Origin of the sequence: Streptomyces showdoensis (assembly GCF_039535475.1) — a bacterium.
Lineage (GTDB): Bacteria > Actinomycetota > Actinomycetes > Streptomycetales > Streptomycetaceae > Streptomyces > Streptomyces showdoensis.
In genome coordinates this window covers 1,384,077-1,398,489 of record NZ_BAAAXG010000026.1, presented here as the reverse complement: position 1 = coordinate 1,398,489, position 14,413 = coordinate 1,384,077, and the positions used below count along the sequence as shown (strand labels likewise).

Annotated in this window: 7 protein-coding genes and 1 pseudogene; 2 read left to right on the top strand and 6 right to left on the bottom strand. The window is 76.2% G+C overall.

What is annotated here, in order from left to right:
• Positions 1-9: 9 nt before the first annotated feature.
• From ABD981_RS19110 to ABD981_RS19095, 4 genes and pseudogenes are all read right to left on the bottom strand, one after another.
• Positions 10-1,305 (bottom strand): PrsW family intramembrane metalloprotease, encoded by a 1,296-nt coding sequence (locus tag ABD981_RS19110; RefSeq protein WP_046909103.1) that lies wholly within the window; start codon positions 1,303-1,305, stop codon positions 10-12.
• A 163-nt stretch (positions 1,306-1,468) separates the two neighbouring features.
• On the bottom strand, positions 1,469-2,188 hold the full coding sequence (gene trmB / locus ABD981_RS19105; RefSeq protein WP_123954681.1) for a tRNA (guanosine(46)-N7)-methyltransferase TrmB: 720 nt from the start codon (positions 2,186-2,188) through the stop codon (positions 1,469-1,471).
• A gap of 128 nt (positions 2,189-2,316) precedes the next feature.
• Positions 2,317-3,519 carry an L-2-hydroxyglutarate oxidase gene (lhgO, locus tag ABD981_RS19100; RefSeq protein ID WP_046909104.1) on the bottom strand — a complete coding sequence of 401 codons (1,203 nt, stop codon included), beginning with the start codon at positions 3,517-3,519 and terminating at the stop codon, positions 2,317-2,319.
• A gap of 73 nt (positions 3,520-3,592) precedes the next feature.
• Positions 3,593-5,024, bottom strand: a pseudogene (locus tag ABD981_RS19095) (NsdA family TPR-like regulatory protein).
• Between the two features lie 616 nt (positions 5,025-5,640).
• Between ABD981_RS19095 and ABD981_RS19090 the strand changes: the two are divergent.
• Together ABD981_RS19090 and ABD981_RS19085 are read left to right on the top strand one after the other, a co-directional pair.
• Complete coding sequence (locus ABD981_RS19090) at positions 5,641-7,749, top strand: asparagine synthase-related protein (protein ID WP_046909076.1); 2,109 nt, start codon at positions 5,641-5,643, stop codon at positions 7,747-7,749.
• A 130-nt stretch (positions 7,750-7,879) separates the two neighbouring features.
• Positions 7,880-11,080, top strand: a complete 3,201-nt coding sequence (locus tag ABD981_RS19085) for an ATP-binding protein (RefSeq protein ID WP_046909077.1) — start codon at positions 7,880-7,882, stop codon at positions 11,078-11,080.
• Between the two features lie 82 nt (positions 11,081-11,162).
• Here the strand turns inward: ABD981_RS19085 and ABD981_RS19080 are convergent, their stop codons facing one another.
• Both ABD981_RS19080 and ABD981_RS19075 read right to left on the bottom strand, forming a co-directional pair.
• Complete coding sequence (locus tag ABD981_RS19080) at positions 11,163-13,178, bottom strand: sigma-70 family RNA polymerase sigma factor (protein WP_046909078.1); 2,016 nt, start codon at positions 13,176-13,178, stop codon at positions 11,163-11,165.
• A 221-nt stretch (positions 13,179-13,399) separates the two neighbouring features.
• A complete protein-coding gene (locus ABD981_RS19075; RefSeq protein WP_240495305.1) occupies positions 13,400-14,176 on the bottom strand; it encodes a TetR/AcrR family transcriptional regulator in 777 nt (258 codons plus the stop codon).
• Between the last annotated feature and the right edge of the window lie 237 nt (positions 14,177-14,413).

Here is a 14,413-nt window from a genome sequence, read left to right as displayed (position 1 = left end):
GAGGACCCCTCAGCTGCGGTACGGGTTGTAGCCGCCGTAGTCCAGGTACTGCGGCGGCGCCCAGACCCGGCCGGTGGCCCGGGCCGCGTAGGTCAGCGCGGGGGAGGCGACCTGGCGGCGCTGCCACAGGTGGTGCAGCAGCTCCTGCTCGCGGGCCGCGAAGTCCGGGGCCGCCTGGCCGAGTCCGGCCCGGTGGCGCAGGAAGGCCAGGGTGGTCGCGAAGGTCTCGTACTCGCCGACGGCCTGCGCCCCCGGCTTCCCGTACGTCCGGGCGGCGAAGCCGCGGGCCAGCGCCCGGGCCCGCATCGAGGAGAGCGCGAGCGGTTCGTCGCGCGCGAGCCATCCGGCCGACGCGTAGGCCGGGAGCTCGCCGGATATCGTGCGCAGCTCCTTCTGCCGGCTCCATATCGCGAGCCAGGTGAGCAGGGCGAAGACCGGGACCATGAACATCCCGTACACCGCGAGGAACGCCAGCGGGTGGAAGCTCGCCGAGCCGTTCCACAGGGCGTGCATGCCCATGGCGAGCAGCAGGCCGGCGAGCGGGAGCAGGACCAGCCGGGTGCGGCGGAGCCGGGCGGTGGCCGGCAGCAGGGCGGCGAAGCCGAAGCCGAGTCCGGTGAGCGAGGTGAACAGCGGGTGGGCGAACGGCGACATGATGATCCGGACCAGGAAGGTCCCGACGGTCATGGAGCCGATCCCGGTGGCGCCGATCTCCTGGTCCTCGCCGAAGGCGTTGCCCAGATAGAGGATGTTCTCGGTGAACGCGAAGCCGGTGGCGGTGAACCCGGCGTAGACCAGGCCGTCGACCGGGCCCGTGAAGTCCCGGCGGCGGAAGAGGAAGAGCAGCAGCACGGCGGCGCCCTTGGCGGTCTCCTCCACGACCGGCGCGACCGCGGTCGCGCCGAGGGTGTCGGCCGAACCCTGGTCCGCGGTGACGCTGCTGATCCACTCCACGGCGAAGGAGTTGGCCAGGATCGCCACCAGCGTGGAGGCGAACGCGCCCCAGGCGAGGGCGAACAGCAGGTTCTTCCACGGGGCCGGCTCGACCCGGTCGAGCCAGCGGAACGCGGCCATGAGCAGCGGCACGGGCAGAACGGCGAGGCCGAGCCCGACGAGGAAGCCCGCGGTGCCGGTCTCCTCCCGCACCAGCGCCAGGATCGCCAGGGCGCACAGCGCGAGCAGGGCGATCAGGGTGACGGCCCGCAGCAGCTTGCTGCGCCAGAAGGCGCGGCGCGGCTTGTACCGCCACTTGGCCCGCTCCGGGACCGCGGTGAAGTCCGGCTGGTCGGTCTCCAGCGCGGGCACGGGGGCGGGCGCGGGGACGAACGCCGTGGCGGGGGCGGGCTCGGCGGCGGGCTCGGTGGCAGATCCGGTGATCGGGTTCGACGACACGGAACGACCCTAACGAGCGTCACCGACAGCGGCGAGGGAGTTCCCCCAGCCTGTGGAAAACCCGCCCCCGCCGGGGTCAGCGCCGGCGGAACAGCAGGTCGTGGACGACGTGCCCCTTGTCGAGGCCCTGCCCCTCGAACCGGGTCAGCGGCCGGTGGCCGGGCCGGGGCGCGTAGCCGCCGTCGGCCTGGGTGTTCTCGAAGTCGGGGTGCGCGCTGAGCACCTCCAGCATCTGCTCCGCGTACGGCTCCCAGTCCGTGGCGCAGTGCAGCACGCCGCCGGGCTTGAGGCGGGGCGCGAGCAGGGTGAGGAACTCGGGCTGGATGAGGCGCCGCTTGTGGTGCCGCTTCTTGGGCCAGGGGTCCGGGAAGTAGACCCGGCAGCCGTCGAGGGACTCGGGCGCCAGCATCTCGCGCAGCAGGATGATCGCGTCGCCGTTGGCCACCCGGACGTTCTCCAGGCCGTTGCGGTCGGCGAGGCCGAGCAGGTTGCCCTGGCCGGGGGTGTGGACGTCGACCGCGAGGATGCCGGTGCCGGGGTCGGCGGCGGCCATCTGCGCGGTGGCCTCGCCCATGCCGAAGCCGATCTCCAGGACGACCGGCAGCTCGCCGAACATCTCGGTCAGGTCGAGCCGGCGCTTGCCGTCGATGTCGAGCCCCCAGTCGGGCCACCGCTTCAGCATGGCCTCGGCCTGGCCCGCGGTGACGCGGCTGCGGCGGGGCTGGAAGCTGCGGATCCGCCGCTCGAAGTGCGCGCCCGCCGGGTCGGGCGAGGGGCCCTCGCCCGGCGCGAACATCCGGCTGCCGCGCCGCGCGACGGGCTGGGCGGCCCCGCTGCGGTCGGCGGGGGCGGTGTGCGGGTGGTTCTCTGGCTGCTCAGACACAATGCCCCGATTCTACGGCGCACGCGCCCGCGCGGTGCCGGCTACAGGAGCGCCAGCGCCCGGCCCGCCACCTCGCGCCCGATCGGCAGGGAGGCCGTCGCCGCCGGCGACGGGGCGTTCAGCACGTGGACCGTCCGGACCGACTCGCGGATCAGGAAGTCGTCCACCAGGGTGCCGTCCTTCAGCACCGCCTGCGCCCGTACGCCCGGAGTGGCCCGCCGCAGGTCGCGCTCCTCGACGATCGGCAGCATCCGCCGGACCGCCTCGGTGAAGGCGCGCTTGGACAGGGAGCGGTGCAGTTCGCCCGCCCCGTACCGCCAGTGCGCCTTGGCGATGGCCCAGCTGCCCGGCCAGGCGAGGGTGCCGGCCAGCTCGCGCGGGCGGACCACCGACCAGCCGTAGCCCTCGCGGGCGAGGGCCGGGACCGCGTTCGGCCCGACGTGGACGCCGCCGTCGATGCCTCGGGTCAGATGGACCCCGAGGAAGGGGAAGGCCGGGTCCGGCACCGGATAGACCAGGCCGCGCACCAGGGAGGGGTCGGCCAGCTCGTAGTACTCCCCGCGGAAGGGGACGATCCGCATCTCCGGGTCGTCGCCTGCGAGCCGCGCCACCTGGTCGCAGTGCAGCCCCGCGCAGTTCACCAGGACCCGCCCGCGGACCACCCGTCCGGCGGCCGAGCGCACGGCCACGCCCCAGGGGCGCCGGTCGACGGCCGTGACCGCCGACCCGTACAGGATGCGCGCCCCGGACTCCTCGGCCAGCTTCGCCGCCACCGCCCCGTAGTCGACGATGCCGGTGGTGCCGACGTGGATCGCGGCCACGCCCCGCACCCGCGGCTCGTACTCGCTGATCTGCGCCGGGCCGAGCTCGCGGACCGGGATCCCGTTCTCCCGGCCGCGCTGCACCAGGGCGTGCAGCCGGGGCAGCTCCTCGCGGTCGGTGGCGACGATCAGCTTGCCGGTGACCTCGTGGGGGATGCCGTACTCCGCGCAGAACTTGACCATCTCGGCCGCGCCCTCGACGGCGAACCTGGCCTTGAGGGAGCCCGGCCGGTAGTAGATGCCGCTGTGGATCACGCCGCTGTTGCGCCCGGTCTGGTGGCGGGCCGGGGCGTGCTCCTTCTCCAGGACGGTGACCCGGGTCCCCGGCGCGGCGCGCGTGATCGCGTACGCCGTCGACAGACCGACGATCCCGCCGCCGATCACCAGCACGTCACAGTCGTAGTCATAGCGGACAGACACCAGCGCCACCTCCCACCCCTGATAGTGCACTGGCCCACTGACAATCCCGCTAAACCGATCATGTCTGGGACGCGCGTCACGCCGGGGCCACGAGGAGCGGGCGGGCCCGCTCCCGGAGCTCCATGACCCGGGGCTCGTCCCCGTACGGTTCGAGCCGGGTCAGCAGGTCCCGCACGTACTCGGTGGTGCGGGCCGAGGAGATCCGCCCGGCGACCTCCACCGCGCGCGTGCCGGCCGCGCAGGCCGCGTCCAGGTTGCCCGACTCCAGCTCGGCCACCGCCGACACCACGAGCCGCAGCCCGTGCGAGCGCACGTACTCCTCGGTCGGGCGGGACAGGGCCTGCTCGGTGAAGCGCCGCACCTGGCGGGGCAGCTTCAGGTCCCGGTAGCACTCGGCCGCGTCCGCGCAGAAGCGGTCGTACGAGTAGAAGCCCAGCCACGTCGGGTCGGCGTCGCCCTCCCGGGAGCGCTCCAGCCAGCCCTCGGCGGCCTTCAGCGCGGCCGCGGCCGCCGCCCCGTCGTTCGCCTTGGCGTGCGCCCGGGCCTCGACGAGCCGGAAGAAGGACATGGTGCGGGCGGTGGCGAGGCCCCGGTTGCGCTCCAGCGCGGCCTGCGCGAGGTCCACGCCCTCGTCGGCGAAGCCCCGGTAGGTCGCCTGGAGCGACATGGAGGCCAGCACGTACCCCCCGAGGGGGACGTCGGCCGCCGCGCGGGCGAGCCGCAGGGCCTGGATGTAGTAGCGCTGGGCGGCCTCCTGCTGGCCGGTGTCGAAGGCCATCCAGCCGGCCAGCCGGGTCAGCTCGGCCGTCGCGCCGAACAGGGCGCGCCCCACCTCGTCCGAGTAGGAGCCGAGCAGCAGGGGCGCCGCGTCCACCCTTAAGCACTCGGGCACCATCGAGGAACGCCAGTCCCCGCCGCCGTACTTGGAGTCCCAGCGACGCGCGTCCTCGGCGGCCTCGCGCAGCTTGGCGACGTCGCTGTGGCCCACCCGCGCGTGGTCGCCGGGCTCGCCCGTCGTGGGCGGCCGCAGCGCCTGGCGCTCCACCGACGGGTCGGCGGGCGTGATCAGCCAGCGCGAGGCGGGGGGTCGCGTACGCGCTCACGGCGAAGGAGCCTGCGAGCGACTGCCAGATCCCGCCGCCGCCCCGGCGGCCGGCGAGATCCAGCCGGTACAGCTCGGTGGCCGAGCGGACCGCCTCGCCGACGTCGCGCGGGAAGGCGAGCCCGACCTCGGGCGCGGGGTCGGCGTCGGCCAGCCCGATCTCGTGCAGCGGCACCGGCCGGCCGAGCTTCTGGCCGATGGCGGCGGCGATCAGGTGCGGGGCGGCGCCCTGCGGCACCATCCCCTTGGACACCCACCGGGCCACCGACGTCTTGTCGTAACGAAGCGTCAGTCCCCGCTGCGCACCGAGATCGTTGACGCGCCGGGCGAGCCCGGCATTGCTGATTCCCGCGAGGGCGAGAACCGTGCCGAGCTTTTCGTTCGGCCCGCGTTGCTCCCTGGACATGACGCCACCCCTCGACACGACACCCAGACGGCCGCCACGACGCCGGGCATAGGCGTGCGGCATTCGTAAACACAGCGTAGTTCGCCGCATCCCTACCGTTAAGGGGCGGTGTTCCGTATGGCGAGATTGTTGTGTGATGGGCTGAGCGGCCCGGCCACGGCCGCCGCTCGTGCTCCCGCCGTGTGGCCGTGCGCCCGCTCGTGCGCTCTCGCCGGTCCCCGGGGGGAGCGCTTCCATGAGTCCTGCGTGGGTCGGCCCACTTGGCCGAGGACCGTTGTCCGGGTCCGGTGGGCTGGGGGACACCGCCGCCCCATTCCCCGCGGGCGGCGGACGGCTCCGGGAGGCGACCGCCTCCCGGACTGCCGCCGGCACCCGCCGGGCCGGGAGCCCTCCGCGGAGAGCGTTTCCGAGCCGTTCGAGGGCCGCCGCCGGTCCGAGAATGGCCGAAAGTTGCCGTTCGTCCGATCGATGCCGGGCACCTGTCCGGTGGTCGGGCGCCGGAGTCCGGGCCGGACGCAACTGGCCCATGCCAGGGGCGCATTCGCGCTGCTGCGATGCCTCGTGCGCGCCCTCGGCATGGCAGCATGTCCTCCACTCGACCTTTGTGGAGGCGGCGATGCGGTGGCTGGTCGGCTGGAGCAGTGTCGCCCCGCGCTTCGGCGCCCCGCCCGGCTCGGCCGGGACCGTCGGCGACCCCGCCGAGGGACGCACGGTGCACCCGGTCGGCGCGCAACTCCTGTGGGGCGACCCCGATCCGCTGTGGGCGGTCGGCGACTGGCGCCCCGACGAGGTGCGCGTGGTGACCTTCGACGCACACACCCGCCTCGCCGTGCTCGGCTGCTGCGCCGCGAGCGACGAGGAACTGCGGCGCGGCCTGCTCACCGCGCGCGGGGGCGCACTGCGGCACCTGACCGCGTGGGCGGGTGGTTACACCGTCGTCGTCAAGGTCGGCCGCCGCATCACCGTCACCGGTGATCTCGCGGGCGCCCGGCCGGTCTTCCACACCCCGTGGGCCGGCGGCACCGCGTACGGCACGGCGGCCCTGCCGCTCGCCGACCTCACCGAGGCGCAGCTCGACATCGGCCACCTCGCGGCGCTGCTCGCCTGTCCCGAGACGCCCGAGGCGCTGCGCGACTCCACCCCGTACGAAGGGGTGCGCCGGGTGCCGCCCGGGCACGCGCTCATCCTGCGCGAGGGCTCGCGCGAGATCACCGGCTACGACCCGGTCGCCTCCCTCGCCGTGGCCGCCCCCGAGGCCGACCCCCGGCAGGCGGTCGAGGGCGTGCGGGACGCGCTGGTCGAGGCCGTCCGGGCCCGGCTCACCGCGCCCCGGCACGCGCCCGAGATCCCGCTGCCCGACCCGGGGCCGGTACCCGGCATGGGCCCCGCCGACCGGCGCGCGGCCCGCGGCGGCGGCCCGGCCCCCGGGATCGGCGCCGACCTGTCCGGCGGCAGCGCCTCCGGCACCCTCGCCCTGCTCGCCGCCGGGCTCCCGGGCGTCCCCGGCACCGTCCTCGGCCACGGGACGGGCGCCGGCGAGCGGCTGCTCGCCGTCACCTTCAACGACCTGGCCGGCGCGGGCAGCCCGGAGGAGCTCGCCCGCGCGGGGGAGATCGCCGCCAACCCGCGGCTCCACCACGTGGTCGTCGCGGCCGGCGAGGAGGCCCTCCCGTACGCGGAGCTCGACGGGCCGCTCACCGACGAACCGGGCCCCTCCCTCGTGTCGGCCGACCGGCACCGCAGGCGGCTCGCCGGCGGCAGCGCCGACCACTTCACCGGCTTCGGCGCCCGCCAGGTCCTGGACGCCCACCCGGCCCGCCTGGCCGACCTGCTGATGGACCGCCGGCGCCGCTCCCTGGTGCGCCCGGTGACCGCGCTCGCCAAGGCGACCGGCCCCTCGGCCGGGGCGCTCCTCGTCCCCCTCCAGGTGTACCGGGCGGCCCGCCGGCTCGCCCGTACCCCCTACCGCACCGGCCTGGAGGCCGCCGCCACCCGCGTCCTGGAGGCCAACCGGTCGCCCGGCGGGACCTACGGCCCCCTGGAGGCGTCCCTCTCCGCCCTCGCCTGGTCCCGGCCCGGCCCGGCCGCGCGCTGGCTGACGGGGGAGGCGTTGGCCGAAGTATCGGTTCGCCTGAACCGGGCGGCGACCCTCCCGGCCTCCGTCCAGCGCCCCGGCGAGGCCCGCGCCCGCGCCGCCCTCGCCCGTGCGGCGGCCGACCACCGCGTCCTCGAACAGGCCGCCGAGATCCGCAGCCAGCGCCTGCACGCCCCCTTCCTGGACAACCAGGTCGTACGGGCCTGCCGCGAGCTGCCCGAATCGCTGCGGGTCCAGCCCGACGCCCGCGCCACCGTCCTGCGCACCGTCCTCGCGGGCGCCGGCATCCGCGAGCTCCCGACCGGCTGGGGCGCCCCGCACCCGGCGGTCCCCGCCGCCGCCACCCGTGCGGGCCTGCGCGCCGCCCTCCCGCACCTGATCGCCCTCTTCGACGCCCCGCTGCTCGCCGACGCGGGCCTGATCGAGGCCCGGGTGGTCCGGCGCGCCCTGCGCGCCGCCGCCGACGGCGAGCAGGTCCCCCTCGACGGCCTCGCCGACCTCGTCTCCACCGAACTCTGGCTCCGCCGCCTCCTCGCCCGCCGCGGCTCCTGCTGGACGGGCACCGCGGCCCCCCGGCACCGCGCGGTACCGGGCCCGCTGATCCCCTCGGCACGCTCACTCCCGGCGTGAGGCAGGCCGACAGCCCTCGGCCCGGCCCGCGGGCGTGAGGGAGGCCGCCAGCCCTCGGCCCGGCCCCCGGCCCGCGCCGCTCCGGGGAAACCCCGAGGCGTCCGGGAACCCCAGCCGCGACAATGTCCCGGTGCGGTATCTCATCCTCGGCACCACCGACGCCCTCGACGCCCACGGCACCTCCCTCCCCCTCGGCGGGGCCCGGCTGCGGGCGCTGCTCGCCGCGCTCGCGCTGCGCGGGGGCCGGACGGCGTCCGTCGGGGAGCTCGTCGACGACGTGTACGGGAACGAGCCGCCGCACGACGCGCCCGCCGCCCTCCAGGCGCTCGTCGGACGGCTGCGGCGGGTCCTCGGGAAGGACGCCGTCGCCTCGGGACCCGGCGGGTACCGGCTGGTGGCCGGGACCGAGGACATCGACCTGTACGTGTTCGAGCGGCAGGTGCGCGAGGCCGGCGCCCGGCTCGACGCGGGCGACCCCGGGTCCGCCGCCGCGCTCCTGCGCTCCGCCCTCGCCCTCTTCCGCGGCCCCGCCCTCGCCGACCTCCCCGAGCACGCGGGCGTGCGCCCCGAAGCGCAGCGGCTGGCCGCGCTCCGCCGGCGCGTCGAGGCGGACCTGCGGCGCGGCGCCACCGCGGGGCTCGTCCCGGAGCTGACCGAGCTCACCGCCACGCACCCCTACGACGAGACCTTCCGCGCCCAGCTCATCCGCGCCCTGCGCGCCGAGGGACGCCCGGCCGACGCCCTCGCCGCGTACGAGGACGCCCGCCGCACCCTCGCCGACGCACTCGGCGCCGACCCCGGCCCGGAGCTCGCCGCCCTGCACGCCGAACTCCTCGCCGGGGAAGCGCCCCCGGCCCCGCGGGCGCCCGCCGCCCCGGCCGCCGAGCCGGGCAACATCCGCCCCCGGCTCACCTCCTTCGTCGGCCGCGAGCCCGATCTCGCCGCCCTCCGCGCGGACCTCGACCGCTCCCGGCTCGTCACCCTCACCGGACCCGGCGGCTCCGGGAAGACCCGCCTCGCCGAGGAGGCCGCCCTCCGGGCCGTCGGCCCCGCCGCGTGGAGCGCCGAACTCGCCCCGCTCGACGACCCCGGGGCCGTGCCGGGCGCCGTCCTGTCCGCCCTCCGGCTGCGCGAGACCAACCTGATCACCCGCGACGGCCAGCCCCTCCAGGACGACCCCACCTCCCACCTCGTCGAGCACCTGGCGCACCGCCCGCTCCTCCTCGTCCTCGACAACTGCGAGCACGTGATCGGCGCCGCCGCCGCCCTCGCCGAGACCCTCCTGACCCACTGCCCCGAGCTGCGCATCCTCGCCACCAGCCGCGAACCCCTCGGCGTCCCCGGGGAGTCGGTCCGCCCCGTCGAGCCGCTCCCGCCGCAGCCGGCCCACCGGCTCTTCGCCGAACGCGCCCGCGCGGTGCGGCCCGGCTTCCGCGTGGAGGACGACCTCGCGGCCGTCGACGAGATCTGCCGCCGCCTCGACGGCCTCCCCCTCGCCATCGAGCTCGCCGCCGCCCGCCTGCGGCTGCTGACCCCGCGCCAGATCGCCGACCGCCTCGACGACCGCTTCCTCCTCCTCACCTCCGGCTCCCGCACCGTGCTGCCCCGCCAGCAGACCCTGCGGGCCGTCGTCGACTGGTCCTGGGAGCTCCTCGACGCGCCGGAGCGCGCCCTGCTGCGGCGTGCCTCCGTCTTCGCCGGCGGCTGGGACCTGGCCGCCGCCGAGGCCCTGGACCCGGACGGCCCGGCCGACACCCTCGACGTCCTCGGCGCCCTCGTCGAGAAGTCGCTGGTCGTCGCCGCCCCCACGGACGACGGCGAGATGCGCTACCGCCTCCTGGAGACCATCCACGAGTACGCGGTCGAGCGCGCCGCCGAGACCCCGGAGCCGCTCGCCGCCGCCGAGGCCGCGCACACCGCCCACTTCACCGCCCTCGCCGAGACCGCCGAACCCCTGCTGCGGTCGGGGGAGCAACTGCCCTGGATCGCCCGGCTCGAACGCGACCTCGACAACATCCGTGCCGCCCTGCACCGTGCCGCGGTGACCGACCCCGACGAGACCGCGGTCCAGCGGCTGGTCTTCGCCATGGGCTGGTTCTGGTGGCTGCGCAACTACCGGCCCGAGGGCCTCGGCTGGGTCGAGCGGGCGCTCGCCCTCGGCACGGACCCCGAGGAGCGGACGGACCCCCGGTTCTGGCCCCGGATGCGGCTGCGCATGCTGCACTTCTTCCTCGCCGTGGAGAGCCAGACCGCCGGCGACTACCGGGAGGACCCGGAGGCCGTCGCCGTCGTCGCCCGGGTGCGGGCCGCGTTCGCCACCGACCCCGGCCCCGAGTCCGCCGGCTTCCCCGGGCTGCTGTGGCCGCTCACGGCCTACCTCACCGACGAACCCGCCGACGTCCGCGCCCTCCTGGACACCGCCGTGGCCAACGCCCGCCGCCACGGAGGGGAGTGGGAGACCGGTGTCAGCCTGATGTTCCGCGCCCACATGGCCGTCGACATGCCCGGCGGCATGGCGGGGGTCGACGCGGACCTGGCCGAGCTGCACGTCCTCTCCCGCAAGGTCGGCGACCGGTGGATGCGCGCCCAGGTCGCCAGCGCCGCGGGCGAGGCCAACATCATGCGGGGCCGGTACGCGCAGGCCCGCGAGGCGTACCGGGAGGCGCTGGCCCTGGCCCGCGAGGTCGGCGCGCACGCCGAGGCGCCGTTCCTCCTCGCCCGGCTCGCCGAGCTCGCCTTCCGCGAGGGCGACACGGCGGCCGCCACCAGGGGCCTCGACGAGGCGGAGGCGGAGGCCGAGCGCCTGCACACGGGCGACACCCGGACGTACGTGGGCTTCCTGCGCGCCTACATAGCCCTGGACGACGGGGACGTGCCGACCGCCCGCCGCCATGTGGAGGCGGCCGGCGCCCTGGTCGCCGCGGGCAGTCCGCCGCCGCACTTCGTGGCCGTGCTGTCCGGGCTCGCCGCCCGCATCGAGGCCCACGAGGGCGGGGGAGCGGCCGCCGTCGGCTCCGCGCGGGCTGCGTTGCGCGGCGCCCAGGAGACGCAGTGCTCCGAGTTCATCACGGCGGGCCTCGCCGAGGGCCTGGCCACCGCCCTCGCGCTCGCCGGCGGACTCGCCGTGGCGGTACGGATCCTGGGCGCCTGCGACGGATGGCGGACGGAGACCCCGCGCGGCACGGCGGAGCTGCGCGAGACCGAGGCCGTCATGGACCGGGCCCGCGCCGAGCTCGGCGAGACGGCCTGCGCGGCGGCCCGCGCCTCGGGCCACGGCCTCGGCATCGACGAGGTGCTGGCCCTCGCGGAGCCGTACGGGACCGGGGCGTGAGGGCGGGGCCGTACGGGACGGACGCGTCCGGCGCCGGCAGCGGCTCCGCGGGCGGCCGGGCCCGAGGAGCGTCCGGGATCTCTCAGGAGCAGGTGATCTGGGACTGCGCCCAGTCGGCGACGGCCGCCCGGCCGAACGGCGTGTGCTCCTCGACCACCAGGCGGATCTGCCGGCGGCCGGCGATGCCGACGTGCACCGGGACCGTCGGGTCACCGGGGCGGATCACGTCGGAGCGCCACAGCCGCTCGCCGTCGGCGTACACCGCGAAGCGCACGCCGCCGACCCCGAGGGGCACGGTGATGTCGTCGATGCCGACCACCGCGTCGTAGCTGGTGCACTGCCGGTTGAGGTCGATCAGCAGCGAGGACGGGGCGTGCACGCTCACCCCGTGCGCGTACGGGGTGCCGTCCATCGAAAGGCGCGAGCGCTGCCACATCCAGCTGCTCTCGCTCAGGCTGACCTCCGGCTTGGTGCCGTCGCCGAAGATCCCGTACTCCAGCCGGCTGACCTGGTAGACGGCCGGCGCCGGGGGCGGCGGGGGCGGCGACGGCTTCGCCGAGGCCTTCGGCGGGGTGGGGCTGGGGGTCGGCTTCGGGGTCGGCGTGGGCTTGGGGCTCGGCTTCGCCGTCCTCGACGGGGTCGGCTTCGGCGTGGGGGTGGGCGTCGGCTCCGGCGCGGGCGGCGGTGCCTGGACCGGCGGGGGCGTCGGCTTCGGGGTCGGCTTCGGCGCGGGCGGCGCCGGTTCGACGGGGGCTACGGGGACGACCACCGACGGCGAGGCCGTGGGCGCGGCGACCGGTTGCGGCTCGGACCCGGTCAGGGCCCAGACCAGACCGGCGGTCGCGGCGACGGCGGCGACCGCGGCGATGCCCGCCTTCGCGGGGATGCCGAGGCCCTCGGCGGCGGCCGCGGACGAGGCCCCGGCCGAGCCGGTGGCGGTGCCCGTGGCGGCCGCGGCGGCACCGGCCGCGCCGGCCCCGGCCACCCCGCCGGCGACGACACCGGCGGCCTTGAGCGCGTACCCGGCGGCGAACCAGCCGATGACGGCGACCGGCAGCAGCGCGGGGATGCCGGCGTTCACGTGCGCGAGTTCACCGGCGGCCAGCCGGCACTTGGCGCACTCGTCGAGGTGCTTGCGCAGCCCGCGCTCGGCCCGCATCCGCAGCCCGCCGCGCGCGAAGGCGCCGAGCCGGTCGGCATAACGGGCGCAGTCGCCGCCGGCGGTGAGCGACTGGCTGACGTGCGCCTGCAGATAGGCCTGCTTGAGCCCCTCGCGGGCCCGGCTGGCGAGCACGGCGGTGGCGTTGGCGGTCAGACCGAAGAGCGGGGCGACCTCGCTGGGCGACTCCTCCTCGACCGTGGTGTGCCAGAGCACCGCCTGCCAGCGCTCGGGCAGCGACCGGAACGCCTGCATGGCCAGCGACTGTTCGGCCTCGTGCATGGCCAGGACGTCGGCGCCCAGGTCGAGGCCCGCTCCGAACGTCGCCGTCTGGTCGGCGACCTCGGCGCCGCGGGCGGCTTCGGCGGCGAACACCGCGAAGTCCTCGACCAGGTGCTCGCGCCGCTGCGTCTTCGTCCAGTTCGCCGCGACCCGGCGGACGGTGGTCAGCAGGTAGGCGCGCACGGCCTGTTCGGGCCCGGCCCCGCCGCGCACCGCCTGGAGGGTGCGGGCGAAGACCTCGGCGGTCAGGTCGTCGGCGGTGTGGGCGTCGCGGCAGCAGGTCCTGGCGTAGCGGCGCACGGCCTCGGAGTGGCGCCGGAACAGCTCCTCGTACGCGCTGTCGTCGCCGTCCCTCATCCACTGGACGAGCTCGGCGTCGGAGGGCGGCAGGTCGTGCGGCGGCAGTACGGTGTCGGGCTCGTCGGCCGGGAAGGGCGCCGGAGTCCCGGCGGGGGCCTTGCCCTCGCGCTGCTGCGGCACGCTCGCCTCGGCAGCGGCAGCGGCAGCGGCAGCGGCAGCGGCAGCGGCGGGGCCGGCGGTCGCGCCGGCCGAGGAGCCGATCGGTCCGCCCTGGCTGGGCACCTGGGCGGAAGACGGGCCTCCGGTCCCCGTGGTGCCACCGGCGCCCGGCGTCTCGTCCCGACTGTCACCGCTCATCGCGGAAGCCCCCGTATGCACGCTCGGACCCGAACTCCGGTCAAGCCTGCCACAGAGCGCGGGCATGCCGAACCCCCGCGTCCACTTACCACTCGTCCGGGGCGACTTCCCGTATCCGGGCGTAACCGCTCATCCGTTCGTGTGAGGGTCGGCGGCCACTCGGACCGCCGACCCGTCACCCCGGTGTTCGATCAGGGCGCGTGCTCACGCGCCCCGCGTGCCTACCGCGAACGCAGACCCTCCAGAAGGATGTCCAGCAGCCGCGACGAGGCCGCCGCCTGCTGCGCCGCGTCCGGCAGCGCGGGCGCCGCGGTGGCTATGACCAGCAGGACGTCGGACACCGAGACGTCCGGCCGCAACTCGCCCGCCTCACGCGCCCGGTCCACCAGCCGGCCCACGACCTCCAGGAGCTCCGCGGCCCCCGCGTCGCCCTGCTCGGCCACCGGCACCGCGCGCGGCGTGACCACCCGCTGCTCGGCGAGGTCCCCGTACCCGTTCGCCAGGGACGGGACGGACGCGACGGAACCGACCGGCACCACGGAGACGCGCTGCGCCGGAACCCGCGCCGCGTCCTCCGGCGCACCCGCCGGGAGCAGCACGTCGTCCACGCCCACCCGCAGCACCTGCGGCGGCAGCAGCCGACCGGCGCCCGAGGCAACCGAGGTGCGCAGGAACCGGGAGAGGGCCGACCACGGCTCGTCCTCCTGGCCCAGGGCCGTCCGCGCCTGCTCCGTGAGCCGCGCGGTCTCCTCCTCGGCTATGCGCCGGACCAGCACGTCCTTGCTCGGGAAACGGCGGTAGACCGTGCCGACGCCGACCCGGGCGCGGCGCGCCACGTCCTCCATCGGAGCCCCGTAGCCCAGCTCGCCGAAGACCTCGCGCGCGGCACGCAGCACGTGCTCCAGATTGCGCTGCGCGTCCACGCGCAGCGGCGCCGACCGCCCGTTCGACGCGCTCTGCGCCGTACGGACCTGCCCATACGAATCCTGAATCTGCATAAGCGTTCCCCCGCTCATGATGTCTCCCCCCGGAGACTCCCCGCCCTGACACGGAGCGGCGACCGCACCGCGCTCGTGGTCCACGCACGGCGGTCCGACACTCCGACGAAGTACGAACATAGTTGAGTCCGGGTCAATTCAGAAGGGGCAGTTCCGTACGGTGCGCCCCCCGATCGGAGCAAGGACCGGAACCCTCCCGATTCCGACCCCCCGGCCCACCGGCCGTCCCCATCCTGA